At 50.9% G+C, this 26,008-nt stretch carries 21 protein-coding genes; 5 read left to right on the forward strand and 16 right to left on the reverse strand.

The annotated features are described in order from the left end of the window. Window positions 1-226: 226 nt before the first annotated feature. On the reverse strand, window positions 227-625 hold the full coding sequence (locus tag ACO0LK_RS04025) for a YraN family protein (RefSeq protein ID WP_422972403.1): 399 nt from the start codon (window positions 623-625) through the stop codon (window positions 227-229). Between the two features lie 119 nt (window positions 626-744). Between ACO0LK_RS04025 and rsmI the strand changes: the two genes are divergently transcribed. Continuing rightward, window positions 745-1,662 carry a 16S rRNA (cytidine(1402)-2'-O)-methyltransferase gene (rsmI, locus tag ACO0LK_RS04030; RefSeq protein ID WP_422972405.1) on the forward strand — a complete coding sequence of 306 codons (918 nt, stop codon included), beginning with the start codon at window positions 745-747 and terminating at the stop codon, window positions 1,660-1,662. A gap of 38 nt (window positions 1,663-1,700) precedes the next feature. On the opposite strand, the gene ACO0LK_RS04035 is transcribed toward rsmI, so the two are convergent. The 6 genes from ACO0LK_RS04035 to ACO0LK_RS04060 all read right to left on the reverse strand — a co-directional run bounded on the left by ACO0LK_RS04035 (window position 1,701) and on the right by ACO0LK_RS04060 (window position 8,897). After that, entirely contained in the window at window positions 1,701-2,846 is a 1,146-nt protein-coding gene (locus ACO0LK_RS04035; RefSeq protein WP_422972407.1) for a septal ring lytic transglycosylase RlpA family protein, read from the reverse strand. Further along, a complete protein-coding gene (rodA, locus tag ACO0LK_RS04040; protein WP_422972409.1) occupies window positions 2,843-3,952 on the reverse strand; it encodes a rod shape-determining protein RodA in 1,110 nt (369 codons plus the stop codon). Before rodA ends, ACO0LK_RS04035 begins: the two co-directional genes overlap by 4 nt. Window positions 3,953-3,954: 2 nt before the next feature. After that, window positions 3,955-5,952 carry a penicillin-binding protein 2 gene (gene mrdA / locus ACO0LK_RS04045; RefSeq protein WP_422972411.1) on the reverse strand — a complete coding sequence of 666 codons (1,998 nt, stop codon included), beginning with the start codon at window positions 5,950-5,952 and terminating at the stop codon, window positions 3,955-3,957. A 70-nt stretch (window positions 5,953-6,022) separates the two neighbouring features. After that, entirely contained in the window at window positions 6,023-6,541 is a 519-nt protein-coding gene (gene mreD, locus ACO0LK_RS04050) for a rod shape-determining protein MreD (protein WP_422972413.1), read from the reverse strand. After that, window positions 6,538-7,680, reverse strand: coding sequence for a rod shape-determining protein MreC (gene mreC, locus ACO0LK_RS04055; protein ID WP_422972415.1), 1,143 nt, complete (start codon window positions 7,678-7,680; stop codon window positions 6,538-6,540). The genes mreD and mreC overlap by 4 nt, the downstream gene beginning before the upstream one ends. Window positions 7,681-7,853: 173 nt before the next feature. Further along, window positions 7,854-8,897, reverse strand: a complete 1,044-nt coding sequence (locus ACO0LK_RS04060; RefSeq protein ID WP_110256286.1) for a rod shape-determining protein — start codon at window positions 8,895-8,897, stop codon at window positions 7,854-7,856. 289 nt (window positions 8,898-9,186) lie between these two features. On the opposite strand from ACO0LK_RS04060, the gene gatC reads away from it, so the two are divergent. From gatC to gatB, 4 genes are all read left to right on the forward strand, one after another. Beyond that, window positions 9,187-9,495 (forward strand): Asp-tRNA(Asn)/Glu-tRNA(Gln) amidotransferase subunit GatC, encoded by a 309-nt coding sequence (gene gatC / locus ACO0LK_RS04065; RefSeq protein WP_422972417.1) that lies wholly within the window; start codon window positions 9,187-9,189, stop codon window positions 9,493-9,495. A gap of 25 nt (window positions 9,496-9,520) precedes the next feature. After that, a complete protein-coding gene (gene gatA / locus ACO0LK_RS04070; RefSeq protein ID WP_422972419.1) occupies window positions 9,521-10,975 on the forward strand; it encodes an Asp-tRNA(Asn)/Glu-tRNA(Gln) amidotransferase subunit GatA in 1,455 nt (484 codons plus the stop codon). After that, window positions 10,972-11,451, forward strand: a complete 480-nt coding sequence (locus tag ACO0LK_RS04075) for a hypothetical protein (RefSeq protein ID WP_422972421.1) — start codon at window positions 10,972-10,974, stop codon at window positions 11,449-11,451. The genes gatA and ACO0LK_RS04075 overlap by 4 nt, the downstream gene beginning before the upstream one ends. A gap of 96 nt (window positions 11,452-11,547) precedes the next feature. Further along, on the forward strand, window positions 11,548-13,014 hold the full coding sequence (gene gatB / locus ACO0LK_RS04080; RefSeq protein ID WP_422972466.1) for an Asp-tRNA(Asn)/Glu-tRNA(Gln) amidotransferase subunit GatB: 1,467 nt from the start codon (window positions 11,548-11,550) through the stop codon (window positions 13,012-13,014). A 101-nt stretch (window positions 13,015-13,115) separates the two neighbouring features. Here the strand turns inward: gatB and ACO0LK_RS04085 are convergent, their stop codons facing one another. From ACO0LK_RS04085 to ACO0LK_RS04125, 9 genes are all read right to left on the reverse strand, one after another. After that, window positions 13,116-14,486 carry a TolC family outer membrane protein gene (locus ACO0LK_RS04085; RefSeq protein ID WP_422972423.1) on the reverse strand — a complete coding sequence of 457 codons (1,371 nt, stop codon included), beginning with the start codon at window positions 14,484-14,486 and terminating at the stop codon, window positions 13,116-13,118. Between the two features lie 2 nt (window positions 14,487-14,488). Beyond that, on the reverse strand, window positions 14,489-15,844 hold the full coding sequence (locus ACO0LK_RS04090; protein WP_422972425.1) for an HlyD family type I secretion periplasmic adaptor subunit: 1,356 nt from the start codon (window positions 15,842-15,844) through the stop codon (window positions 14,489-14,491). Window positions 15,845-15,846: 2 nt separating this feature from the next. Continuing rightward, window positions 15,847-17,712 (reverse strand): type I secretion system permease/ATPase, encoded by a 1,866-nt coding sequence (locus ACO0LK_RS04095; RefSeq protein ID WP_422972427.1) that lies wholly within the window; start codon window positions 17,710-17,712, stop codon window positions 15,847-15,849. A gap of 529 nt (window positions 17,713-18,241) precedes the next feature. Then, on the reverse strand, window positions 18,242-19,549 hold the full coding sequence (locus ACO0LK_RS04100; RefSeq protein ID WP_422972429.1) for a glycosyltransferase family 4 protein: 1,308 nt from the start codon (window positions 19,547-19,549) through the stop codon (window positions 18,242-18,244). 98 nt (window positions 19,550-19,647) lie between these two features. Further along, window positions 19,648-21,273: a tetratricopeptide repeat protein gene (locus ACO0LK_RS04105; protein ID WP_422972431.1), complete on the reverse strand. Its 1,626-nt coding sequence runs from the start codon at window positions 21,271-21,273 to the stop codon at window positions 19,648-19,650. A gap of 20 nt (window positions 21,274-21,293) precedes the next feature. After that, entirely contained in the window at window positions 21,294-21,887 is a 594-nt protein-coding gene (locus ACO0LK_RS04110) for a class I SAM-dependent methyltransferase (RefSeq protein WP_422972433.1), read from the reverse strand. A 92-nt stretch (window positions 21,888-21,979) separates the two neighbouring features. Next, on the reverse strand, window positions 21,980-22,684 hold the full coding sequence (locus ACO0LK_RS04115; RefSeq protein ID WP_422972435.1) for a SapC family protein: 705 nt from the start codon (window positions 22,682-22,684) through the stop codon (window positions 21,980-21,982). A 198-nt stretch (window positions 22,685-22,882) separates the two neighbouring features. After that, window positions 22,883-24,316 carry a tetratricopeptide repeat protein gene (locus tag ACO0LK_RS04120; RefSeq protein ID WP_422972437.1) on the reverse strand — a complete coding sequence of 478 codons (1,434 nt, stop codon included), beginning with the start codon at window positions 24,314-24,316 and terminating at the stop codon, window positions 22,883-22,885. Window positions 24,317-24,530: 214 nt separating this feature from the next. After that, the coding region (locus ACO0LK_RS04125; RefSeq protein ID WP_422972439.1) for a beta strand repeat-containing protein at window positions 24,531-26,008 on the reverse strand (1,478 nt) is incomplete at its 5' end.

The raw sequence follows: 26,008 nt of genomic DNA on the forward strand, positions 1-26,008 counted from the left end.
AGTGCGGCAAATTATACGGCAGGCCGGGCCCGACCAAGCAATTATCGCAAATCCAGGGGTCCACCGATACTTTACCGGACGGGAACAAGCGGGATGCTCATGTCACGATTACGAAACGGCAGATGGATGCAATCTGAATATATTCAAGCAGAAGCGAGGTTTTATTGCCTGTTTTTTACTTATTTGTTGCCTGTTAATGGCACTTGTCGCCATTTTTAACGATTCTTCAGGCCACAATAATATTTTTCAACCAGTTGAGGCTGTCGCCATCAATGGCAATCAAATCAAAACGACAGGCTGCCTGCGATTTTTTTGATAGCAGATACACCTGCGCCGCATGTACCATACGTCTTTGTTTGGCAGGCGTGACGCTGGCCACAGCACCGCCAAACTGCATGGAGCTACGCTTTCTGACTTCGACAAACACCAGTGTTGCGCCATCTTGCATGATCAGGTCAATTTCACCACCTTTGCAGGAAAAATTTTGCATCACCAGTTTCAAGCCCGCTTTTTGCAGATACAGCAAGGCCTGGTTTTCGGCCTCGTCGCCACTGCGACGGCGACTGGTACGACGGTCATCCTGTTGCTGGCCTGCTTTGTCTTCGGCGGTCAGGGTAGGTCTCATTGGCGTACAATCCTGATAAATTGATTTAATAAACATCAGCTACTGCCCTATTCTGTGGCCGGTCATTACTGACCATGCCAAGTTGCAGCAGCTTCTCTCTTGCACAGGAACGCGCGCGCATGACCACGACTGACAACGCACTGTTCACAAGTGCCAGCATCATAGAAACAGTAACCCGGCAAAATTACCCGGCAGGTACATTATATGTAGTCGCCACGCCAATTGGGAATGTGGCGGATATTTCTTTACGTGCCCTGCATTTGCTATCAATGGCAGATGCGATTGCCTGTGAAGATACCCGCAATACAGCGCAGTTGCTGGGGCGTTACGGCATCAGCAAACCACTGATCGCTGCCCATCAGCATAACGAACGGGAAGTGGCCGAGAAAATCCTGCAACGCCTGCAGGCCGGCGAACGCATCGCCCTGGTATCGGATGCCGGTACGCCCGGTGTTTCTGACCCCGGTGCCAAAATCGTCGATGCCATCAAACTGGCGGGTTTGCCTGTCACACCACTGCCTGGTGCCTCAGCCGCTATCAGCGCGCTGTCAGCCAGTGGCCTGATCCACGACCGGTTTTATTTTGTCGGTTTCTTGCCAGCCAAGGCCGGTCAGCGCGAGAACACGCTACGTGAAGTAAGTCATGTCGCTGCCAGCCTGATCTTTTATGAGGCACCACATCGCATCATTGAATCAGTGCAAGCCATGCTGGCGATGTTTGGCCCGGCACGACGCATCGTGCTGGCGCGTGAAGTCAGCAAACTGTTCGAAGAAATCCATCGTTGCCCATTGAGCGAAGCAGCAGCCTGGCTGGCCGCCGACAGCCATCGTGAAAAAGGTGAATATGTGATCCTGATCGAAGCCGCCGTCGCAGCAGAAGATGATCAGCAGACCGAAGCCCGGCGTGTACTGACTATCCTGCTGGAAGAATGCTCGGTCAAACAGGCAGCATCACTGGCGGCACAATTAACGGGGCAAAAAAAGAACGCCCTGTATCAAATGGCGCTGGAAATGAAACAGGGAGCAGAAGAGAGCTGAACCTGCTCTCTTACTACTCTTCCAACTCTTCACATAGCCTAGCGCTGCACTACCATGGGGCGACCTACACCCAGTTCACCGGCCTGGGCAATCGCAGCATTGGCTTCAGAGCGGCTATTGAATGGTCCGCTGACCAGACGGTAAAGGCTACCCTGCTGAACGATATCAAAGCCCGGCAGCAAGCTGGTAGCCCGGCCCTTCAAATGGCCCATGATGGATTCGGCATTGGCGCGTATCGCATAGGCACCAAACTGTATGTAATAGGCACTGCCCGCTGCTGCCACCTGGGTGACTGGTGCCGGTAATTTTTCTACCGGGCGGCTTTCCTGCGCTGCCAGCAATTCTTCCATGGTCATGCTGGCGGCTTTTTCTGCTGGCCGCGCGACGGTTTCTTCCCGTATCGACGCTGGTACCGGCATCGGTACGGGCATCGGTACGGGCGTCGGTACCTGCGTTGATACGGGCACATTGGTGGCAAGCACAGTGACCGGTCTTGCTGCTGGCTGGTTCTTGCGGTTTTCTGCCATTCGCTCTATATCTGCTGGCAACAGGCGTTCCACTTCGATCTGGGTACTGCCCTTGCCAATGACATCCAGCTTCAGCGCGGCGGTGTACGACAGATCAATAATGCGGCTGGCATGGAAAGGCCCACGATCATTGATGCGTACGATAATCTGCTTGCCGTTATTTAAATTGGTGACCCGTGCATACGAGGGAATCGGCAGGGTAGGATGGGCAGCGGTGATTTTATACATGTCATACAACTCACCGGAAGAGGTCTTCTGCCCATGGAATTTCTTGCCATACCAGCTGCCTATGCCACGCTGTACAAAGGGTGTGTTGTTATCTGCTATCGGCGTATAGGTTTTGCCGAATACGACATACGGTTTATTGCCTGAGCGGGAAAAATCTTCCACCATGGGTATGGGATCGACCGTGTTTTCCAGCCCTTCTGGCGTGTTATCACCAGGACCGTCATCCTTGTAATAGGCACCTTTTCCGGAACCAGCTTTGGGCGCTGTTGTGGTCTGATTGGTGGCAGACGGCTTGGTACTGGTAGCCGGACGCTGGTTATCGGCAATGATGACATGTTGTTTCGGTGCGCTGCCACAGGCCGCCAGCAAGACCAGGCTGGCGGACAGCAGGCTGCCCTGGCGGAATTTTTGCGTCCAGACTGCTTTCATGTCTGCACCAGCTTGCGATTACGTTGCACACTCATCATGATCCCCAGGCCCATGCCCAGTGTTACCAGGGCCGTGCCGCCATAACTCATAAAGGGCAAGGGTACGCCAACCACTGGCACAATACCGCTTACCATGCCCATGTTCACAAAGGCATAGGTGAAGAATATCATGGTCACGGCACCCGCCATCAAACGTGCAAACATGGTAGGTGCATTCGCTGCAATCATCAGGCAACGTATGATCAATAGAAAATACAGACTGACCAGGATCACATTGCCGACAAAACCGAATTCTTCAGAAAAAACGGCAAAAATGAAATCGGTGGTATGTTCAGGTATGAACTCGAGATGGGACTGGGTGCCTTTCAGATAGCCCTTGCCATGCAACCCCCCGGACCCGACGGCAATGGTGGACTGAATAATGTGAAAACCTTTGCCCAGCGGATCACGGTTCGGGTCCAGCATGGTCAGGACACGGTCACGCTGATAATCATGCAGCATGGGCCACACAACGGTAGGGACGATCACGGCAGCAGCGAGACTTAGCGATATCAGGAACTTCCATGACAGCCCGGCCAAAAACACGACGGTAAACCCGGCGGCAACAACCAGCATGGCAGTTCCCAGATCAGGCTGCTTGGCGATCAGTGCTACCGGTATGCCCAGTATAACGGCGGCAATTACAAAATCGCGCCAGCGCAAGGCCCCTTCGCGTTTCTGGAAATACCAGGCCAGCATCAGCGGTGTGGCGATCTTCATCATCTCGGATGGCTGTATGGTCATGCCGACATTGATCCAGCGCCTTGATCCTTTTTTGACCAGACCAAAAACGGCAACCGCCAGTAACAGGGCAATACCAAAGGTGTAGATGGGAATGGCGAAGCGCATCAGGGTTTGCGGCGGCACGTTCGCCATGATCCACATGATGACGAAGGACACCAGGATGTTCCTCATCTGGTCTTCCACCCGCCCCGGAAAATCGATGCCGGCAGAATACAGGGTGATAATGCCGATGGACATGATCAGGAAAATCAAAATCGCCAGCGTCGCATCAAATACGAGGATGTGCGAACGGATAAAATGCCAGTTAATACCGCGTTTTTGCATGATCAATCCTTATTGCCGCTGGTTTCACCACCGGGCTTCGGTCCCGGGTCGGGCTCGGCAGGCGTTTTTATTTCGGCATCGGAACGGTACAGGGCCATATCGCTCTGGGATTTAGGTACTGGTACATGCTCTTTGCTGTCTTTGTCCTGCGGACGTTTACCCAGTAAATAATAATCCAGCGCCTTGCGGACGATAGGGGCTGCGGCTTCGGACCCGAAACCGCCATTTTCTACAATAATCGCCAGTGCAATCTTGGGTTTGTCTGCCGGAGCAAACGCAATATACAGAGAGTGATCCACGTGGCGTGCCGTAATACGTTTGGCGTTGTAGGTTTCGCCCTTCTTGATACCGACCACCTGCGCGGTACCAGTCTTGCCACCGGATACATATTCGGCATTCATAAACACTTTGGCCGATGTACCTTCCTTGGTGACGCCTACCATGGCATTCTTGATGAAGTCGATGTTTTCCTGCTTAAGCGGGATGCGATAACTTTCCTTGGGTACAGTCAGCGTCCGCTGGCGACTTTGCGGATCTTCTGTCATTTTGACCAGATGCGGTTTCATGACCACGCCATTGTTGGCCAGGGTCGCGACTGCATGGGCCATTTGCAAAGGCGTAAAAGTATTTTGCCCCTGCCCGATACCCAGGGAAATGGTGTCGCCCAGCACCCAGCGTTTTTGCTCCGGTTTTTTGAATGCCGCACGCTTCCATGCGGTGGAAGGCAGCAAACCGGTACGCTCATGTTCCAGATCAATGCCGGTCTTTTGTCCAAAGCCAAACGGTGCCATGAAATCATGCATGACATCCACGGTCAGATCATTCGCCAGCATGTAGTAATAGGTGTCGCAGGATTGGACAATGGAGCGATACATGTCCACCATGCCATGCCCACCCGGTTTATCATCTTTAAAAGTATGGTTACCGAAAGTGAAATAACCCGGATCGGCAATCGCCTGCGTTGTTGTGCGCTTGCCCAGTTGCAGTGCAGCCAGTGCCATGAAGGGCTTGTAGGTGGACCCCGGAGGATAGGCACCAGTCAGTGGCCGGTTCAGCAGGGGTTTGTCTTCCGAGGTATTCAATTCATTCCAGCTTTGCTGATCGATCCCTTCGACAAACAGGTTGGGGTCATAGGTGGGTTTGGACACGAAAGCCAGTACATCGCCGGTTTCTGGCTCTATCGCCACCAGTGCGCCACGGCGTTCGCCAAATGCTTCTTCTATGATTTTTTGCAGTTCTATATCGACGGACAGGATCAGGTTTTTCCCTGAGGTCGGTGCAGAACGCGACAATACCCGGACGGCACGCCCGCCGGCCGATACTTCGACTTCTTCAAAGCCGGTATTTCCGTGCAGGATTTTTTCGTAGCTTTTTTCCAGCCCTTCCTTGCCTATGTAGTCCGTACCATTGTAGTTGGCGGCATCTTCCATCTCATCGATGATCTCGGCATCTTTGGGACTGATACGACCGATATAGCCTATGACGTGGGATGCTGAATCACCCTGGGGATATTGACGAAACAGACGTGCCTGGATATCGACACCGGGATAACGAAAACGCTGCGCGGTAAAACGCGCTACCTCTTCATCGGTCAGGCGAGTGCGTATAGGCAGACTTTCGAAGCTTTTGGAATCTTCCAGCAACTTGCGAAAGCGCTTGCGGTGCTTGGGCTGTATATCGACCAGCACCGCCAGTTGATCAATCAGCACATCCAGATCCATGCGGATTTTGGACGGGGTGATTTCCAGCGTATAGGCAGAGTAATTACGCGCCAGGATAATGCCATTGCGATCCAGTATCAAACCACGATTGGGTACGACGGGTACGATATCGATACGGTTTTCATCTGCCAGCAGGGCATAGTCATTGTGCTTGATGATCTGCAACCAGACAAAACGGGAAATCAGTGCGGTAAAACACAGGAACACGAATACGCCGATGAAAAGCAGGCGCATGCGGAAATAATGTAGTTCGCGTTCCGTGTTCTTGAGTTCGGTCATAGGGTCAACGTGGGACTATCTTTACAGGTGCAGTACAACTGGCGAAGCGGCCAAAGCCACCATGACAGCGCTAGATGGGACGGGTATCGTCCTTATCAATCGCCCGTTTTTGCGGTGCCAGCAACAGCAGGGTGGCGACTGGCCACAAAGCGGTAGTCACCACACTGACGAGGAAATAGGTCCAGCCTGCGAAATGGGAATTCGGTGCTATCAGTAACCGCACCACTACTTGCACCACCTGGGCAAACAGAAACAACGGAAAGACATGCAGCGACTGGGTGAGTGGATGAAACCACAGTACACGCCGGTGTATCATGATCGCAAAATACGAAAGCAGGGTGTAAGCCAGTGCGTTTTCACCAAGGTTGATGGAATCATGCACATCCATCAGCAGCCCCATGGCAAATGCCACACCGATGCCGACCTTGCGTGGTTGATGGATGGTCCAGAATACCAGTACCAGAGCAACGAAATCTGGTACGCCTATCCAGTTACCCCAGGGCAGAAAATTCAGGAAGAAGGCGACTGCAAAACTGAGTGCAATGAAGACCGGGTTGACTGGCAACAGTATGTAATGGGGACTGTTCATTGTCCTTTCTCCTTGCTGGTTACCGGGGGGCTTTCTTTAACAGGCGCATTTTTAACCGACTGATCCTTGCCAGCCGGCTCTTTGGCCTGGTTAACGGGCGGCTGGTTAGCTGGTTGAGCTGGCGGCACATCCTTGGCCGGCACATCCTTGGCCGGTACATCCTTGGCCGCGGCATCTTTCGCCGGCTGGTTGAAAGGCTGATCAACCGGGCGTACATCAGAAGCAGGTGCGGCGGCATCGCGCGTCACCTTGCGGTTCAGTTTTTCTTTCTTGGCCCGGATATCTTCTGTATCAGGGCGTGGCAAGTTGTCGGTCGACACCATCAGCACCAATAACTGTTTGTTGCGGTCAATGCCGGCAGCGGGAATACACAGGATATTTTCAAAGGTAGTGGTCGCCTTGTTTTCCACTTGCACCACCTTGCCAACAGCCAGACCAGCAGGATAAACACCATCAATACCGGACGTCACCAACTGATCACCGTTTTGTATATCGGCATTGGCGGTCAGGCGCATATCCAGGTAAGTGGATTGCCCGCGTCCATAGGCAACGCTACGCAAACCATTGCGGATGATCTGGACCGGAATGGCCTGATTTTTATCGGTCAGCAAAGTGATTTCTGCCGTCAATGGAAACACTCTGGTGACCTGCCCTACCACACCGAGATCATCAATCACGGGCTGGCCAAGTGCTACGCCATGTTTGATACCGCGATCAATAATCACCTTGCGGGTAGACGGATCGCGGGCATCATAAATAATTTCAGCCATGACGGATTTGACGGGCAGGCGTTCACGCGCTTCCAGCAGTTTGCGGAAATGATTATTTTCTGCCAGCAGTTGTGTGCTTTGTTGCAGGCTATCTGCATTTTGCGTCTGTTGCCGGCGCAACTGGGCATTTTCTTTTTCCAGTGCGGTTACCGACACAAAGTAATCAGAAACGCGCTTGACTGTATCACGCGGCATGACCGCTATCATCTGCACAGGATACAGCACCGTGCCCAGCACTTGCCTGGCCAAAGTCAGTGATTTAAGACGGGAATCGACAACCAGAAGAAAAATCGCCAGGACGGCGAAGAAGACCACTCTGGCGCGGGCAGACGCGCCTTGCTTGAAGAGTGGTGGTGGGCTGTAATCCATACTTTACCGGTGATTCTCAATAACCAGCGTTAACCAGTTTTTATAAGCAGAAATAGCCTGATCGAGGTTTTTTCAGTTGGTCAGAACCGCTACAGCGGCCCTTATCACGTCTTGGCAATGACACAGGGGAAGCAGACAGTTTATCGACTGACCTGGCCCCCACATGCGACTGCTTATTCGTATGAAAAAATCGAACCCAGTTTATCCATGCGCTCCAGAGCCATGCCAGAACCGCGCACCACGCAAGTCAGCGGGTCTTCTGCCACAATCACTGGCAAACCGGTCTCTTCCATCAACAGACGGTCCAGATCGCGCAAGAGTGCGCCACCACCGGTCAGCATCATGCCTTTTTCGGCAATATCTGCGCCCAGTTCTGGCGGTGTCTGTTCCAGCGCATTTTTAACGGCGGATACGATGTTGTTCAACGGATCTGTCAGCGCTTCCAGAATTTCGTTACTGGAGATGGTGAAAGAACGCGGGATACCTTCGGACAGATTACGTCCCTTGACTTCCATTTCCTTGACTTCGGAGCCAGGGAAAGCCGAGCCGATTGCTTTTTTGATCGCTTCTGCGGTTTGCTCACCGATCAACATGCCGTAATTGCGGCGGATGTAATTGACGATGGCTTCATCAAACTTGTCACCACCAACACGTACCGAACCCTTGTAGACCATGCCACCCAGGGAAATAATACCGACTTCAGTCGTACCGCCACCGATATCAACCACCATGGAACCCGTCGCTTCAGAGACCGGCAGGCCGGCACCGATCGCAGCAGCCATCGGCTCTTCAATCAGGTAAACCTGGGAAGCACCGGCACCCAGTGCCGATTCACGAATCGCACGACGCTCAACCTGGGTAGAGCCGCAAGGTACGCAAATGATGATACGCGGCGAAGGTTTGAAAAATTTGGTATCGTGTACCATGCGGATGAATTGCTTGAGCATCTGCTCGGTGACGGTGAAGTCGGCAATCACGCCATCTTTCATCGGGCGAATGGCTTCAATATTGCCAGGCACCTTGCCCAGCATCTGCTTGGCTTCTTTACCCACCGCCTGGATGGTTTTTTTGCCGTTAGGGCCGCCTTCCTGGCGGATTGCCACAACGGATGGTTCGTCGAGTACGATACCCTGGCTACGAACATAAATCAGCGTGTTGGCTGTTCCCAGATCAATCGCCAGATCATTTGAAAAATAACTACGTAGAAAACCAAACATGTATTGTCCTGTATTTAACTGATTGTGGGCACGTCCCTGTTTTGCGGGGCGCGCTACCGAATTTTTAGCCCCGGTCTGTTCACCTGTCACCTGCTTGTCATCGTCTGTCTAAGCGACTATCTGAGCAAGTTAAGGGATTTAGCGAGGCATTTGGGGCATTAACCCGCCATTCTACCTTATAATCTGTATAAATTTATTCGATACCAACACCTAAAATTCAGCTTTCTGTTGACTATCGTTTTATGTATTTTTTGACACTCTTTTTTGCGCAGTTTTGCGCCCCTGAACCATGTCGCTGACACTTGAAGATGTGAATAGAATTGCCAATCTGGCAAAAATAGAAACCTCCAAAGCGGAGCAAGTCTCCACTCTGGAAAAATTGAATGGCATTTTCTCACTGGTAGAGCAATTGAAAGCCGTTGATACCACCGGCGTTGCCCCACTGAGCCACCCTATCGCGGCCTTGTTGCCAGAACTGGCATTGCGCCTGCGCGAAGACGTGGTCAGCGAAAGCAATCATCGCGAGGATTATCAGAAACCCGCGCCCGCCACGCAAGATGGCCTCTACCTAGTACCCCAGGTTATCGAGACCGAATAAGTCATATTAAGTCAATCATTCACTTATGCATACCAAGACTATTTCGCAATTATCCGCCCTGCTGCACAGCAAGCAGGCGTCTGCCACTGAACTGGCCCAACATTATCTGGCGCGTATCGCTGCCAGCGACTTGAATGCCTTCCTGCATGTCGACCCTGAATTCACATTAAAGCAGGCAGCGGCAGCCGACGCACGCCTGGCCAATGGCAATGCCACCACACTGACCGGCATCCCCATCGGACACAAAGACATTTTCGTCACCCGCGACTGGCGCTCAACCGCCGGTTCACGCATGCTGGAAAACTATGTCAGCCCGTTTGACGCCACCGTGGTTGATCTGTTCAACCAGGCGGGTACTGTGACGCTGGGCAAGCTGAACTGCGATGAATTCGCCATGGGTTCATCGAATGAAAATTCCTACTTTGGCCCTGTCAAAAACCCCTGGGACAAGACTGCCGTGCCCGGCGGCTCTTCCGGCGGTTCGGCAGCAGCGATTGCAGCACGTCTGGCACCGGCCGTGACGGCGACAGATACTGGCGGCTCCATCCGTCAACCGGCTTCGTTTTGCGGCGTGACCGGTATCAAGCCTACCTATGGCAGCGTGTCGCGTTACGGCATGATTGCCTTTGCTTCTTCCCTGGATCAGGGCGGCCCTATCGCCCAGACAGCAGAAGATTGCGGCATCTTGCTGAATGCCATGACAGGTTTCGACGCCAGGGATTCCACTTCGCTGGAACGCAAGAAAGAAGATTTCAACCGCGACCTGAACAAATCACTGCAAGGTTTGCGCATAGGCGTGCCGAAAGAATTTTTCTCAGCCGGTCTGGCCGCGGATGTCGAGCAAGCGGTACGTGCTGCATTGGCAGAATATGAAAAACTGGGTGCAACGCTGGTCGAGATTTCACTGCCGAAAACCGAGTTGTCCATCCCTGTCTATTACGTCATTGCACCGGCAGAAGCATCCTCGAACCTGAGCCGCTTTGACGGTGTGCGTTATGGCCATCGCGCAGCGGATTACACAGACCTCGAAGACATGTACAAGAAGTCGCGCGCCGAAGGTTTTGGTGCCGAAGTCAAACGTCGCATTCTGGTGGGTGCGTATGTGCTGTCACATGGTTACTATGACGCCTATTATTTGCAGGCACAAAGAATACGTCGCCTGATCGCGCAAGACTTTGCTGCTGCCTTCGAAAAATGCGATGTCATCATGGGGCCGGTGGCACCAACGGTAGCCTGGGATCTGGGTTCCAAGGCAGATGACCCAGTAGCCAATTATCTGGCAGACATTTTCACTTTGTCGACCAGCCTGGCGGGCTTGCCTGGCATGTCCATTCCTTGCGGTTTTGGACAAGGTGAAAAAAATGCGAAGCGTCCGGTTGGCTTACAGTTGATCGGTAATTATTTCGATGAAGCGAAACTGTTGAATGTCGCCCACCAGTTCCAGCAGGCGACAGACTGGCATACCCGCGCACCGCTATGAACTTGAAATTCTTCCTGGCCGGGACCATGTACCTGCTATGCAATCTGGCAGCGGCGCAGGTGCTGGATACACGTGTAGCCTGTACCCTGACCCAACTGGAAGATGGTGTTGGCGAACGCCTGATACTGAGTGATCAGGCACGTTTCCAATTAAACGGTACGCAGATCACCGAGTTTCAATGGGAATCATCGGTTTTTCGCACCAACCATGGCCATGAATGCAGTATCGACATGGACGATGGGCTGGAAGCAGAACTGACGGACAAGGGCTGGCGTATCAGACTCAAGGATGCGATGGCAGCCAGGACGAAACGCGGTTATGATTTTGACCGTGGTTTTCAATGCAGCATACGCCTGGAACAGGAAGGCGATGCGCTGCATATCAAGCCCAGTTGCCCTACGCTTTGTGGTTCACGCAAGAATTTTTCAGCACTGACGGTGGATGTGAAAACCGGCAGTTGCAAGTATGATCAATAAAATGAATTGATGCGCCACTTATCCAGTTTCCTACCTGGTTTCTTACACCGGTAAATATCTGGAAATAGCAGGCAACATCAGGCAACAAGACAAGGAATTATTATGCAATGGGAAGTCGTTATCGGTTTTGAGACGCATGCTCAACTCAAGACTAACTCTAAAATTTTCAGCGGCTCGTCAACACAGTTTGGTGCCGAACCAAATACCCAGGCCAGCCCGGTGGATCTGGCCTTGCCTGGCGTCTTGCCTGTCATGAACAAGGGTGCGGTAGAAAAAGCCATACAGTTTGGCCTGGCGGTAGGTGCAGTTGTTGCACCTGAATCCATCTTCGCCCGTAAAAATTATTTCTACCCTGATCTGCCCAAGGGTTACCAGATCAGCCAGTTTGAAATCCCGGTGGTGCAAGGCGGTTTCGTTCCCTGTGTCTTTGAAAAAGACGGCAAAACGGAATTCAGAAACATCGAATTGACACGCGCTCATCTGGAAGAAGATGCAGGTAAATCCACGCACGGCGCAGCACAGAACATGACCGGTATAGATTTGAATCGTGCCGGCACGCCCTTGCTGGAAATCGTCACTGAGCCTGTTATGCGCAGCGCGGTGGAAGCAGTAGCTTATGCCAAGGCCCTGCATTCGCTGGTGACCTGGCTGGATATTTGTGACGGTAATATGCAGGAAGGTTCTTTCCGTTGTGACGCCAACGTTTCTGTGCGCCCGGTTGGCCAAAAAGAATTTGGTACGCGTTGCGAAATCAAGAACCTGAACTCTTTCCGTTTTCTGGAAGAGGCGATCAATTATGAAATACGTCGCCAGATTGAATTGATTGAAGATGGTGGCAAGGTCATTCAACAAACACGCCTGTACGATCCTGATAAGAAAATTACAGTGAAGATGCGTGACAAGGAAGACTCGATGGATTACCGCTACTTCCCTGACCCCGACCTGCCGCCACTGAAGATCAGCCGCGAATGGGTAGAGCAGGTACGTAGCACCATGCCGGAACTGCCATCTGCCATGCGCCAGCGCTTTATTGAGCAATTGGGCCTGACTGAATATGATGCGACTATCCTGACGCAATCCAAAGGCATGGCCACTTACTTTGAAACTGTGGTGAAAGCAGCCGGTGTGGCACAAGCCAAACCAGCTGCCAACATGTTGATGGGTGATGTGGCAGCAACGCTGAATCGCGAAGGCCTGGATATCAGCGCCATCCCGGTAACTGCAGCGCAACTGGCCGTGCTTTTACAGCGTATTGCTGACGGCACGATATCCAACAAGATTGCCAAAGAAGTTTTTGCTGCGATGTGGCAGGCACCGTCAGCGGATGCGAATCTGGCAGATCAGGTCATTGAAGTCAAAGGCCTGAAGCAGATTTCTGACGTTGGTGCACTGGAAAAAATCATCGATGAAGTCATGGCTGCCAATCAGCAGTCTGTCGATGAATACCGTGCTGGCAAAGAAAAGGCATTCAACTCACTGGTGGGCCAGGCAATGAAGGCAACCAAAGGTAAAGGCAATCCTGCGCAGGTGAATGAATTACTGAAAAAGAAACTGGCAGGTTAATCAAGGCCAGCATAAAAAAACGCAGCTTGTTAGCTGCGTTTTTTATTTGCTGTTTGCCCGGGGGAGTATTGACCTGATCAGCCTCCCCTGGCAGGCAGGAATTAACTAAATGGTGAAAAGTAGCCTGACACGGTCTTGACATCATCTATCGTCAGGTTACCAGCAGCAACACGCAATTTCAGGAAGCTGATGAGGTAGGTATATTTAGCCTGCGCCAGGTCACGTTTTGCCGCCACCAATTGTTGCTCTGCACTCAGTACATCCAGGTTGATGCGAACACCACCCTTGACACTTTGTTTGGTGGCTTCCACCAGCAAGGTGGCCGAGTTGACTGACTTCTGCAAGGCGTCAATTTTGGTGACGCCCGTTTGCATGGCATTGAATTGCTTGCGCAATTCAATGGAAATGCGGTTACGGGTACCATCCAGATCCGACCTGGCTTTGTCGCGATTGGCAACTGCCTGATTGCTGATGGCATTCACATAGCCACCCGCATACAAAGGAATGACCAGTTGCACACCTATGCTTTTAACGGTCTGATCCTGGCTGCGGTTAACGAGGCTATCAGATATTGCGCGGTTATAACTTGCATTCAATTCCAGACGCGGCGTATGGCCAGCCTTTGCCTTGTTAATTTCTTCTTCAGCAGCTTCAACTGAATATTTGGCAGCGATAATTTCCGGATTGCTTTCATTCGCAATATTCATCCATTCATCAAAACTGGCAGGTGCCACTGACATGATACGAAAATCAGGTCGCAGGCCGTCAAGCTGAGTCACTTCTGTGCCAGTGATAGCGGCCAGTGTATTGCGTGCGGTCAGCAGATTGTCTTGTGCTTCAATGACTTGTGCTTCCGCCACATCAAGCTTGGCCTGGGTTTCGAGCACGTCTGTCCTGGTGCCCTCGCCTTTTGAAAACATGCGTTCATTGATACGTTTTTGCTCTGCATACGCTTCACGCTGCGCACGGAACAGGTCCAGCTGATCTTCTGCATATTTGGCATCTGCGTAGGCAGCAACCAAACGTATGACCAGTTCCTTACTACGTGCATTGAAAATCGCGTCGCTGTAATTGGTCTGTGCAATACCCTGCCTGTAACGTGCTGTCGTATCCAGACTGAACAGGGTCTGGCGCAAGGACAGGGTATTTGTCAGACTGGTATAGTCATAGTCGTTGGTTATCGTTGGCACGTTAGGCTGCAAAACCAGGTAAGGATTAGGCTGGGTAATTTCAGCCTTATTCTTGGCGGTGCCATAGTTATACTGGATGGTAGGCAGTAAACCGGCACGGCCTATCTTCCTGAATTCCTTGCCTGCGATATTTTCCGATACCGCAGAGCGGTAAGACGGATCATTCACCAGCGCCGACTCGTAAGCCTGCATCAGCCCCAGCGCCGATGCAGAACCGGATGACAACAGACAGATACCGCAAGCCACTGCGATCAGTTTAAGACGCATCCTGGATGTTGTCATGATTACTCCTCTGTCATCGCGGTTTTGGCGCGATCGATTACTGGTTTCAGCAAGTAATTCATCATCGTACGGCCACCTGTGCTGACGAACAGTTCAACAGGCATACCTGGACGGATATTCAGGTTGGCAACCAGCTTCATGCCTTCAGGTGCAACTTCGGCACGCACTTTATAGAATGCCTGGCCAGTTCTTTCATCGACCGTACGGTCAGCCGACACCTGAGTAATAATGCCGGGGATGTGCGGTGTGGTATTGGTATTGAAGGCTGAGAAAATCAGTTCAGTCTTCAGGCCTTTGTGTACCTTGTCGACCAGATTCACTGGCAACATCGCTTCCACAATCAGCTTGTCGTCTTGCGGAACCAGTTCCATCAATTTGTAGCCACTAGGAACGACTGCACCTTTGGTAAATACGTTCAGACCAACGATAGTACCTGCGACCGGTGCTTTGACTAAAACATTGCTCAGATCAAAATCCAGTGCAGTCAAACGGTTTTGCAGGGATTCTGCTTCTTTCTGCACATCCGACAACTGGGTGCGGATTTCTTTCTGATAATCTTGCTGGCGCTGTAATTTACGCAGAGTGATTTCAGTCACCTGACGGGATACACGGCCCATAGTACCGATGTCTTCAGAAATGCTGCCGTTCACCTGGGCATAAGTACGTTCCAGATCCAACAGGCGGTTACGGGCAATATAGCCTTCTTTGGCCAGATCACGCATGCCGTCCAGTTGTTCCTTGAGGAACACCAATTGCTGCTTCTTGCTGACCATAGATTCTTCCAGGCCTTTGAGCTGCGATTTCAGGCCGCCAATGTTTTCATCCAGCGCACCAAGTTCACTTTGTATGGATACTTGACGTGTAGTGAACAGTTGTTGCTGCAACAGTATATTGTTGGCTACCCTTGGGTCACTCTTGGCTTCGTCCAGTTCCGCAGGGAAGCGGATAGACTTGGCATTTTCGCGTTCAGCAGTCAAACGTGCCTCGATAGCCTGTGCCGTGAACAATTGGACGCGCGCGATTTCTGCAGCTGATTTGGCGTTGACGTTGTTCATTTTCACCAGAACCTGGCCGGCCTGAACGACATCACCGTCTTTGACCAGAATTTCGTCCACGGTGCCACCAGTCTGATGCTGGATGACCTTGCGGCTGGATGCCACGGCCACGTTACCACTCATCGGCACGCCTTTGTCCAGCTTGGCAAGCGATGCCCACAACAGGAAGCCCACCACGCCGATCAGGATGATGATCCACCCCATGCGAGAGTAACTACGTGCGTCCGTATTCACTTCCAGCACTTCTACATGCTGGGTTGCCACATCGGTGACAACGTTTTTCTTGACCAGTGCATTTTTCATGATTATTCCTGTTCTGCTGTAGCATCCGTTTGCGCCTGGACGCTGGCATCAATTCTTGCTTGTGTATCTGCCGGTGGCTCAGCCGCTGCTGGCTGCTGCTGCCCACCCTGGGCCTGCTGTGCGGCTGCCTGCTGCTGTGCTGCAGCCTGTTGTGCTTGCTGAGCTTGTTGCAATTGCTGTTGATTAGCCTGGTTCAAAGCAGCCAGGACCTGATCACGCGGTCCGAAAGCCTGGGCCGCGCCATCGCGCAACAGCAGCAGCTTGGTGGTTGCACCAAGAATGGTCGTGCGGTGAGTAATCAGCACGATGGTTTTGCCACGCATACGCAAATCATTAACCGCCATCACTAATGCCTGTTCACCGACATCATCGAGGTTGGAATTCGGTTCATCGAGAACCAGCAAAGATGGATCGTCATACATGGCACGTGCCAGACCGATACGTTGTTTCTGACCACCGGACAAACCTGCACCACCGTCACCCAGACGGGTGTCGTAGCCCTGCGGGAAATGCAAAATCATGTCATGCACACCGGCACGCTTGGCTGCCAGGATGACTTTTTCTGAATCCACATCACCGAAACGGGCAATGTTTTCAGCTACGCTACCGCCGAACAGTTCAATGTCTTGTGGCAGGTAACCAATATGCGGGCCCAGTTGATCTTTATTCCATTGATAAATATCAGCACCGTCCAGACGTACTTTACCTACAGCTGCAGGCCATACACCGACCAGCAATCGCGCCAGCGTCGATTTACCAGAACCTGAAGGACCGATCACACCCAGCACGTCGCCTGGTTGCAATGCGAAACCCAGGGCTTTCAAAACAACGACGGTAGAGCCGGGGGCTGCTGCGGTGACACCTTCAACGGACAAGGCACCTTGTGGTTTAGGCAAATCCATGCCGGCTTTACGTGCAGGATTAGCACCCAGCAATTCGTTCAGGCGGTCATAGGCGCTCTTGACACTGCTCCATTGTTTCCATACACCAATCAACTGATCAATAGGACCTGTTGCTTTACCCAACAGGATGGACCCGGCAATCATCATACCTGGCGACATTTTGCCTTCGATCACCAGCAATGCACCAAAACCCAGTACCAGCGACTGTACTGAAACACGTACAAATTTACTGACGGAAGTGATAATGCCTGACTTCTCACTGGCTTCTGCCTGCAATTGCAGGAAACGGCCATGCAATTTGAACCAGCGTGACATCAGATTAGGCAACATGCCCATGGCTTCAATCACTTCTGCATTACGCAGATTGTTGGTGGCCAGATTGCTGGAAGCAATCGCCATGGCATTCGCTTCTGCCAATGGCTTTTTGGAGACCACTTCATTGGCGTACGCCAGGATCACCATGATGATCACCGCACCCAGCGCAAACAGACCGAGGTAGACGTCAAACATGAAAATGACGGCCAGGTAAAACGGGAACCAGGGTGCGTCAAAGAAGGCAAACAAACCGCTACCTGTCAGGAACTGGCGGATTTGCGTCAAGTCCTGCAAAGCCTGGCCGGCATTACCGCCACCACGCTTCAGGTTCTGTTCAAACGCTGCCGTATAGATACGCTTGTTCATTTGCATGTCGAGCTTGGCACCGAGGCGTATCACGACGAAGCTGCGGATATATTCCAGCGCGCTCATCAATGCATAGGCACCCAGCATCAGCATGGTCAGCATCAGCAAGGTGATTTCGTTGCGGCTTTGCAAAACGCGGTCATATACCTGCAACATGTACAGGGATGGTGCCAGCATCAGCAAATTGATGATGGCACTGAAAATGCCAACGGTTCTAAATGCACTCCTGAAAGTCATCAGGACTTGTGCAATTTCAGTTTGTGGGGCTTTAAGTTTCGAGATCATTTGTATTCTTTGCACATTCAAGTGCTAAAAACAGCCAATTTAATTGGGATACTGCCTGATGCGATAATGAAGATGCCCTGTCATTACATTGCACGACCTGGGTACTTCAAGACAAGGCCGCATTATCCCTGTTCACAAATCAATTAAATGTGACCTACATCACATTTTTCGAAAGCGTAACACAAGTAAATTTGATTTTAAATGTGTTTTGTTTCTTCTTTCTTGAAAATTTTATATACCCCCCCCTGTATATCAATAATTGTCAATGAAATTATCGATATACTCCCATCACTTGGTGTTTTATATTTTTTGGAAAAAGAAACAGAAAATGTAAAGAATGATCATTAAAAGATCATTTCCAGAGGAAAATAGTTGCTGTCTTTGTGATTGAAATCACAGAAATCACACAAAACTGAATGTGATGAAGTGCGCTGTATCCGTATTGCAAAATCAGGCGGCCAAATAAAAAAAACGCCCCACAATATCCGTTGTGGGGCGCGAGTTCTTAATGGTCTTGCTGGCTATGAAGTTATTTTAACTCAATTACGACGGTGTTTACCAGCGATTGTGCCGATATATCCACAGCATTGTTAACATTTGTTTCAGTTACCAGAGAGTGTACCCATTCCAGCTGTGCAGGCAAACAAACGCGTTGCAAATCATAAAACTCACAGGCAAAACGTCTGGCGCTGGCTCCCAGCCTTTGTCTGGTGTCGGGCTGCTCAAGCAGCTCACACACCTCTTTTGCCAGCCCGCTAACATCAAAGAAATTCACTAAACGACCGGTTTCATCGTGACGTATTGCTTCGCGCAATGGCTGTGTGTCGGATGCAACAATGGCGCAGCCGGCACTCATGGCTTCCAGCAAGCTCCAGGACAACACGAAAGGATAAGTCAGATAGACATGTACTCTGGACAACTGCAACAGCGGAATAAAGTGCTGGTAGGGAATATTGCCCAGGAAGTGGATGCGCTTGAGCGCCGTTTCTGGCATCAGGTGTTTCACTTCATTGTAGAAGATGTCTTTCCACGACTGACCGGTAGCGGATTTGGCACCGTAGCTGACGTCATCGCCACCCACCAACAAGACATGGGCATTCGGACGTTCTGCCAATATCTGTGGCAGAGCACGCATGAAGATGTGATAACCGCGGTACGGTTCCAGATTACGGTTGACGAAGGTAATCACTTCGTCATCACGGGTCAGGACCAGGCCGTTACCCAGGCTCATGGATACCGCGGGATTGGGAGCAATCAGGTCGGTATTGATACCATCATGAATGACGCTGATACGCTCCCGGAATGAGCTGGGGAAGGTACTGGCCTGCCAGTGTGTCGGCGAAATGGCCGCATCCGCCAGCGGTATATGCAGCAGGTTGTTAATGTTCTTGAGCTGAACCTTGCATATCTGATCAATGGAATCAGTAGGAAATTCAGGGTCAAAACCAACGTCAGCCCCTTTGGGGTGATAAAAGAATTCGCCATAAATACCCAGCTTGGCATCTGGCCAGACTTCTTTCAGGAACAGGCTTTCACCCCAACCTGGATGAGCGATGATGACATCGGGGCTAAATCCGGTTTCGCGCAGTTGCAGGGCGGCACGCATGGCGGCTTCGCCGCGAATAACTTTAGGTTCAGCGTCCGCCAACCATGGATGAATTTCTTTCGACGTACCGCGCGCCACCTGGTAGGGAATGATTTTCACGCCATTCCATACTGCCGGTGCATTTTTCTGCATCGTCAGGGCCAGCACTTCATTCGACGCATCGGCCGCCAACACGGGGGCCAGATGGGTAAACTGACCTGGAAAGTTTTGATGAACGAGCAGAATTTTCATGGTGCGTCTAGGCTGAAATATCGGGAAAACTTGATTATCACAGTATAAACGTTAATCAGATCATTGAATTACTGATTGCAGCGAAAAACCACCTATGTTTAGCCCTGCGCTAATCGCAATACATGGTGATTGAATGCTTGCTGTACACCATCCGGGCGCAGGTGATGCACATCTATGTGCCACTGCTGGTTGGATATGCCATTTCCAGCATCCGTCATGGAAAATACATCCAGAAAATCCATACCCAGTTGCAAGGCTTGTTGTTGCAAGGACTGGTTAAACAAAGATAACAAGTTGCCAAATTCCGCCCGCTCTTCGACGCTACCCACACCGTCTGCCAGATTGGCCGCCGGGACGCCACTGATGATGATTTTTTGTTGCCGCCCCTGAGTCAGTACAACAAGTTGCTGTAGATAAGCAGCTATCGTGTCATGGATAAATTGCTGTAGGCTAATAGCAGATGTTTTTTTCCAGGCCTTCAAAATACCGCCGTCAAGACGGCAATCAATTTCCCCGATAGTTATCAGTACGGTAGCGCCATTGGGGAAAGATTGCAGAAATGCAGCCAGACGCTGCTTGTAATGATTGGCCTCCGGATTACCGATGCGCCATTGGGTACATCCTTCTATCCAGTGCCCTTTACATTGCCAGAGCTTGCCTGCGTAATTGACGGCCAGTTGATGGGTAGACAGCATATGGCTCTCGCCAATGACATACAAAATGTCTGCGAGTGATCCGGCATGTAATTGCGGCTGTGATCTGAACTGCTGCCACCATGCCTGTATTTTCAGCATGTAGACACAATAAATCAACGAACCCTGATCTTTTATGCCAGTATTTTCAAGCATGCCGCTAGCCACGTTCAGCAAGGGCTCTACATTGGCTTGGTTGCCATACAGGTAATGCAGGATAGCCAGTTGCAATGCTGCATTGTGTCTGGTAAAACCTTCTGCCTGTAACTCCAGGGATTTTGCATAGTACTGGCAGGCCGCTTGCAGATTGCCTAGTTTTGCAAAGGCGTTGGCCAGGGAGGAATGTAATTCGGCATTCCCGGGAGCTATGCTCAAACCGAGCTGGTAGCTTTGTGCAGCTTCAGGCAAGCGTTCCAGTTTTTGCAGAGCGTTACCCTGATTATTCAATGCCTGAAAATGCCGGGGATGAAGACGTAAAACCTGTTGATAATCACTCAGGGCATCGGCATAGCGCCGCATATCCAGGTACAGATTGCCACGATTAAAATAAACATCCAGATAGTCAGGCTGCAATTGCAAGGCACGCTCATAACAGGCCAGGGCTTCGGTATCTCGCCCCAGTGCGCTCAAGGCACTGCCTTTATTATTGATCACTTCCGGGAAGTCGGGCATGACAGACAGAAAGCGCTCATAGCTTGAAATAGCTGCTTCGTGGCGCCCGAAATCCATCATCAAATTGCCGTAAGTGGCATGCACTGGCAGGTTCGCGGGATTGATTTTGACAGCACGCTCGACCAGATTCAGGGCTTCTTCCAGTTGATGCTGCCCACGTCTGATCATGGCCAGAAAATGCAGGGCGTCGAAATTGGATGCATCAATGGACAAGACCTGTAGATAGCGCTCAGCTGCGTCGACCAACTGTCCATTTTTATGTAAGGCAAGCGCCTCCTGTATCAGTCTGGCTGCTTTAAGCGCATCTTTATTACCTGGCTTTGGCTTGTTGCCATGAGCCTGAGCTGGACTTTTCCGCATCGCTATCTAGGTGTTTCTGACTATTTCAGTTGGGCGCGCAAGAGGTTTTCCACTTCTGGTATAGGTCTGGCGTTTTTGCTACCAACAGCCCACAGATCAAACGCCGATGGACGTGATGCAGCAACCACAGTTTTAAAACCTGCGCCGGCCAGGACATTCATTAATACTTTTTGGGTAAACCCGCAGCGGTGTGCCATATAGAGGTTACCTTTTTCCATAGCCGCTCTGTGGCCATACAAGATATCCAGGGGTGAAATCGGCCCCGCTGGCGAGATATAGGCAGGTTCAAGCAACTTATCTTCGGCGACCAGCTTGCAGACGGACAAGAGATCCGGGCAAGTCACCACGAAAATACCATCATCCTTGAGCACTCGCAAAATTTCATTCAGGGCAACCGGCACTTCATGCGGATACAGGTGTTCAATATTGTGTGACGAATAGACGGCATCGATGGAACCTGTCTCTACCGCACTCATGTCTGTCAGCGTACCCTGAATATCAGGGTTTACCGTAGCGTCGATATCAAACCGTACTTCTTGCCAGTCATCGGACTGAAAATAGGGCGTGGTTCCTGTCTTGTTTTGTGGCCCGCAGCCAACATGTAGTAATTTCAAGTTATCCACCTGAGAGAGAGAAGAACCAAAGAAAATGGGGCAAACTTTGCCCCATTCTGATGTCATTCACGACGACACAGGATGCCTGTGAATTACTGAACCTGTGCTGGACGAGAAGACGCCAGTGCTACTTTCGCCAGATGACGGAAAGAAGCCCAGTGCAATTCCAGCAATGCCATCAGACCACTACGCACCCAGCGTGCCAGTGTGGCATCGTCAAGCGCCATGACTTTTTCACGTTCAACCACACGGAAACCACCGATCAGGTGGACTTCATGGCCTTCACGGAAACTCAGATCTTTGGCAACCAAAACACCGCTTGTTTCCAGTTCGCTCATTACTGCACGGCCTTCGCGCAGGTTTTTTTCATAGCTGTTGAGCAACTCAATCACTTTATCGAAGTAAGGATTCAATTCAGATTTGTCTGTGAATACCGGTTCGCCTTCGGTTGCATTGAATTGCGGCGCATCCATATCCGCTGCCAGCAAATATTCATCTGTAGTACCAACGCGGCCCAGGATGAATGGATAACGGCGTGCATGTACGGGCACATAGGTATCCAGCCATTGATTTTTTTCATTCAGAAATACATTACGCTCTCTTAAACCGAGAACTGCCACAGCATTCAACAAGCCATTAGGAGTGAACAGCACAGGGTAGAATTCAGCGGCTTCTGCGATTTCTACAGGTGCCAGTGGCGCAGTAGTCAAGCCACGTGCAAACGCAAAGTCGGCGGCTGGCTTGAAGCGCAACGCACTATGCTGTGTTTTGTCCAGGGTCTGAGCATTTTGAAACATAATAAAACTCCAATAACTAGAAAAAGCCCATTTCCATTGTCGGCATGGGTGCTGCGCTAAAGTGAGCGCCAGGCAATTGTTTTTTATAACAACACGATTGTCAGAACAAAAGTGGGGTTATCGAGGAAAAAATCAAGTCCCGTATTGTATCAGCAGCGTGGACAGATTCCAGTTTTTTCAAAACACATGGTAATCTTCTTATAACAACTTGCGCCAGATAAACACGTAGCCTGGTATCGCCTGATGATTTTCCATCCGGATTGTTTGTGGCGACATGTGCACTATGTGATAGCCACACTGGCTGGCAAGTTGTTGCAAATACCCGGTGCGGTGTGCATACCTGCCACTTGGACGCAAGCAATATCCACTGTCATCGGACGCTGGCAGCTCGTCAGCAGACTCTACAGAAAAGGCAAACAAGCCAGTGACAGGCAACAACCTCGCAATATCTGCCACGATGTCGTCTAGTCGCCCTATATAGACAAAAACATCTGCTGCAGTCACAAGGTCATAGCTATTACTGGCTTCTTGCCGTGTCATCGTCAGCAAATCCGATTGTATAAGGCGCTGGTATAGCTGTCTGGACTGGGCTTTGAGCAACATTTTCTCAGACAGATCAACACCAACCATGCTCGCTGCCATCGGTGCCAGCTCTTTCCCTACCAGACCAGTGCCGCAGCCTAAATCCAGCAAGCGCCATTTTTCCTGTGATGCTGTCCGATATTTACCCAATTCTGTCGCGATGACTACAGGAATATGGTATTCAAGCACCTGCTGTAAATGTTGATCAAACCGTTCGGCATAGTCATCAAATACCTTGCTGACGTAGGAATCTGGTGCCTGCGCGCTCTGCTCACCAGACAACACCTTAATAAAGTGCAGGGCATTGCCTTGCTGAGGATTAAGTTCAACTGCGCGCCGGTAACTGCTGAGTGCTTTTTCCGATTGCCCTGCATCTTTATAGATATTCCCCAGGGTATTGTGTATTTCCGCGTAAGCTGGTTGCAATTGCGCTGCCTGCTCTGCACATTCAAGTGCAGCCGCAAGATTTTTCTGTTTTTGGTAAATCAGGGCGAGGTTATTCCAGGGCTCAGCCAAAGCGCGGTTCAACATCAAGGCATGCCGATAAGACTGTATTGCTTCTTCAAGCCTGCCCATATCTTTATAAATATTGCCGGTATTGTTGTAGGCCTCGGCGTAGTCTGCTTTCAGACTGCTGGCGCGCTTAAAACATTGCAGGGCCTCAGCAAGCTGTGCATTTTCTCTGAATGCTGCCCCCAGGTTATTGTGGGCATAGGCATTGTTGGGATTCGTTTGCAGGGATAAGCTGATCAAACTGATCGCACTTGTGTAATTTGCCCGTTGATGCGCGATAAGGCCGGACAAATGCAAGGCATCTGCATTCGCAGGAGCCAATTGCAAAATCTGTAGGTATGCCTGTTCTGCCTGCTCCAATTGCCCTTCACGATGCAAGGCCATGCCTTGTGCCAAATATTGGCTGATCAGAGCTTGCTCACTGGCTTTCTGCACTGCGGTATCGGCGAGCTCAGCCTCGTGTTTCGCCATGCAACACTGTTTGTATTTTTTACCGCTACCGCATGGACAGGGATCATTACGGCTGACTTTTTTCATAGGGATGCTTGCTCAGATAAATAGCAACTGAAAATAACGACTGAAAGATGGCGACTGTTCACTAGTGAAGGCATCATGATACCTATTTTCGCCGCGTTATAAAAAAACCCACCGCTTTACAGAGGTGGGTTTTTTGTTTTGCACAACAGGGAGGCTGTTTTCTCCCTGTTGCATGGGTACCGGAGTACCCATTATTGCATTGCTTGCTACTGAATTAAGCGATGAAGTCGCCGGCAACGATGGAACCTGCGCCAACCAATTTAACGATAAAGTCAGTTGCATCAACTGTACCAGTTGTGCCACCGATGTTTTGGAAGGCGTATGTACCAGCTGCTGTACCTGCGGCTACAGTGATGACGTAAGCTTGGGTATTTGCTGCCAAGGATGCGCCAGCGGCTGTTGCTGCTGTAGCGATAGCTGCTGCCAGTGTGGATGTATCAGCTGTAGCGATAGACAACAAGTTCAATGTTGTTGCTGCTGTGCCTGTCTTGAACACGTCAGCGCCAGCAACTTTGAAGTTTGCCACTGTATCGATTGCAGAGATAACGGAACCAACAGTGATAGTTTCAGCACCAGTTGCAGTTACGGACAGGTTGATAGTATCAACACCTGTACCGCCTGTTACTGTTACTGCTGTCGCAGCTGTACCCAACAGATTGACTGTTTGGCCGCCTGTACCCAGAACAACTACGTCGCCTGTTGCGCCTTTAGCGTAGTTCAATGTTACACCAGCACCGTTTTCGTTAGTGAAAGTCCAGCCAGTTGCAGCAGAACCAGTCACGTTCACTGTTTCAATACCTGTTACCAGCCCACTGATGTTCAAGTTAGCGCCGATTGCACCGATGTTCAGTGTATCTATACCCAGACCGCCGTCCAGCGTTGTTGCACCGGCGATTTGTGTTGCAGTGTAGTTGAATGTATCGTTACCTGTGCCACCGACAACGCTCACTGTGTTAGTACCAGCAGTGAATGTGTTAGTACCGTTCGCCAGAGTGAAGCGTTCGATCGCTGCGTTAGCAACGATAGTACCAGCTGTAGTGAATGTCAGTGTTTCTGTGTTGCCTGCAGTGATAGTACCTGTGAAGGAATTGTATTCTGCTGCAGTCAGAGTGTAGTTACCTGTTGCTGCCAGAGTCAGGTTTTCGAAGCCTGCAATGTTAGCACCAGAGATGTTTGCACCAGCAGCCAATACCAGAGTATCTGTTGTACCAGCACCTGCACTGAAAGTGCCTGTGTAAGCCAACGCACCCAGAGTCAATATCTGACCAGCACCAGCACCCAGGTTGACGTTACCGGCCAGGAAGGAAGTACCTGCACCTGTCAGATCAACGTTATCAACACCTGTACCGCCAGTTACTGTAGTGATACCAGTAGTAGCTGCACCGAAAGTGATAGAGCCACCAGTGTTATCAGTCACCAAAGATTTGATGTTGGTGATGATACCGCCAGTTGAACCGTTACCGATAGCAACAGTGGAGTTACCAGTCAGGCTGATCGTGTCTGTATCACCAGCGTTACCACTGATGGTAGTACCGTTCAGGTTAGCTACTGTACCTGTGAAGTTGTCGTTCACATTGGCCAAGCTTGTGTAAGTACCGCCAGCTACGAATGCTGTTGCAGACAATGCTGTACCACCACCGTTGACTGGGGATGTACCAACAACACCTGTTGTTACCACTGCACCGCCAGATA

This window comes from Undibacterium sp. Ji49W (assembly GCF_049340205.1).
In the GTDB taxonomy this organism is placed as follows: Bacteria; Pseudomonadota; Gammaproteobacteria; order Burkholderiales; family Burkholderiaceae_D; genus Undibacterium.

Coding starts and splice junctions, on each gene's coding strand:
- ACO0LK_RS04025 (WP_422972403.1), bottom strand. CDS start 625: ATGAGACCTACCCTGACCGCCGAAGACAAAGCAGGCCAGCAACAGGAT.
- rsmI (WP_422972405.1), top strand. CDS start 745: ATGACCACGACTGACAACGCACTGTTCACAAGTGCCAGCATCATAGAA.
- ACO0LK_RS04035 (WP_422972407.1), bottom strand. CDS start 2,846: ATGAAAGCAGTCTGGACGCAAAAATTCCGCCAGGGCAGCCTGCTGTCC.
- rodA (WP_422972409.1), bottom strand. CDS start 3,952: ATGCAAAAACGCGGTATTAACTGGCATTTTATCCGTTCGCACATCCTC.
- mrdA (WP_422972411.1), bottom strand. CDS start 5,952: ATGACCGAACTCAAGAACACGGAACGCGAACTACATTATTTCCGCATG.
- mreD (WP_422972413.1), bottom strand. CDS start 6,541: ATGAACAGTCCCCATTACATACTGTTGCCAGTCAACCCGGTCTTCATT.
- mreC (WP_422972415.1), bottom strand. CDS start 7,680: ATGGATTACAGCCCACCACCACTCTTCAAGCAAGGCGCGTCTGCCCGC.
- ACO0LK_RS04060 (WP_110256286.1), bottom strand. CDS start 8,897: ATGTTTGGTTTTCTACGTAGTTATTTTTCAAATGATCTGGCGATTGAT.
- gatC (WP_422972417.1), top strand. CDS start 9,187: ATGTCGCTGACACTTGAAGATGTGAATAGAATTGCCAATCTGGCAAAA.
- gatA (WP_422972419.1), top strand. CDS start 9,521: ATGCATACCAAGACTATTTCGCAATTATCCGCCCTGCTGCACAGCAAG.
- ACO0LK_RS04075 (WP_422972421.1), top strand. CDS start 10,972: ATGAACTTGAAATTCTTCCTGGCCGGGACCATGTACCTGCTATGCAAT.
- ACO0LK_RS04085 (WP_422972423.1), bottom strand. CDS start 14,486: ATGACAACATCCAGGATGCGTCTTAAACTGATCGCAGTGGCTTGCGGT.
- ACO0LK_RS04090 (WP_422972425.1), bottom strand. CDS start 15,844: ATGAAAAATGCACTGGTCAAGAAAAACGTTGTCACCGATGTGGCAACC.
- ACO0LK_RS04095 (WP_422972427.1), bottom strand. CDS start 17,712: ATGATCTCGAAACTTAAAGCCCCACAAACTGAAATTGCACAAGTCCTG.
- ACO0LK_RS04100 (WP_422972429.1), bottom strand. CDS start 19,549: ATGAAAATTCTGCTCGTTCATCAAAACTTTCCAGGTCAGTTTACCCAT.
- ACO0LK_RS04105 (WP_422972431.1), bottom strand. CDS start 21,273: ATGCGGAAAAGTCCAGCTCAGGCTCATGGCAACAAGCCAAAGCCAGGT.
- ACO0LK_RS04115 (WP_422972435.1), bottom strand. CDS start 22,684: ATGTTTCAAAATGCTCAGACCCTGGACAAAACACAGCATAGTGCGTTG.
- ACO0LK_RS04120 (WP_422972437.1), bottom strand. CDS start 24,316: ATGAAAAAAGTCAGCCGTAATGATCCCTGTCCATGCGGTAGCGGTAAA.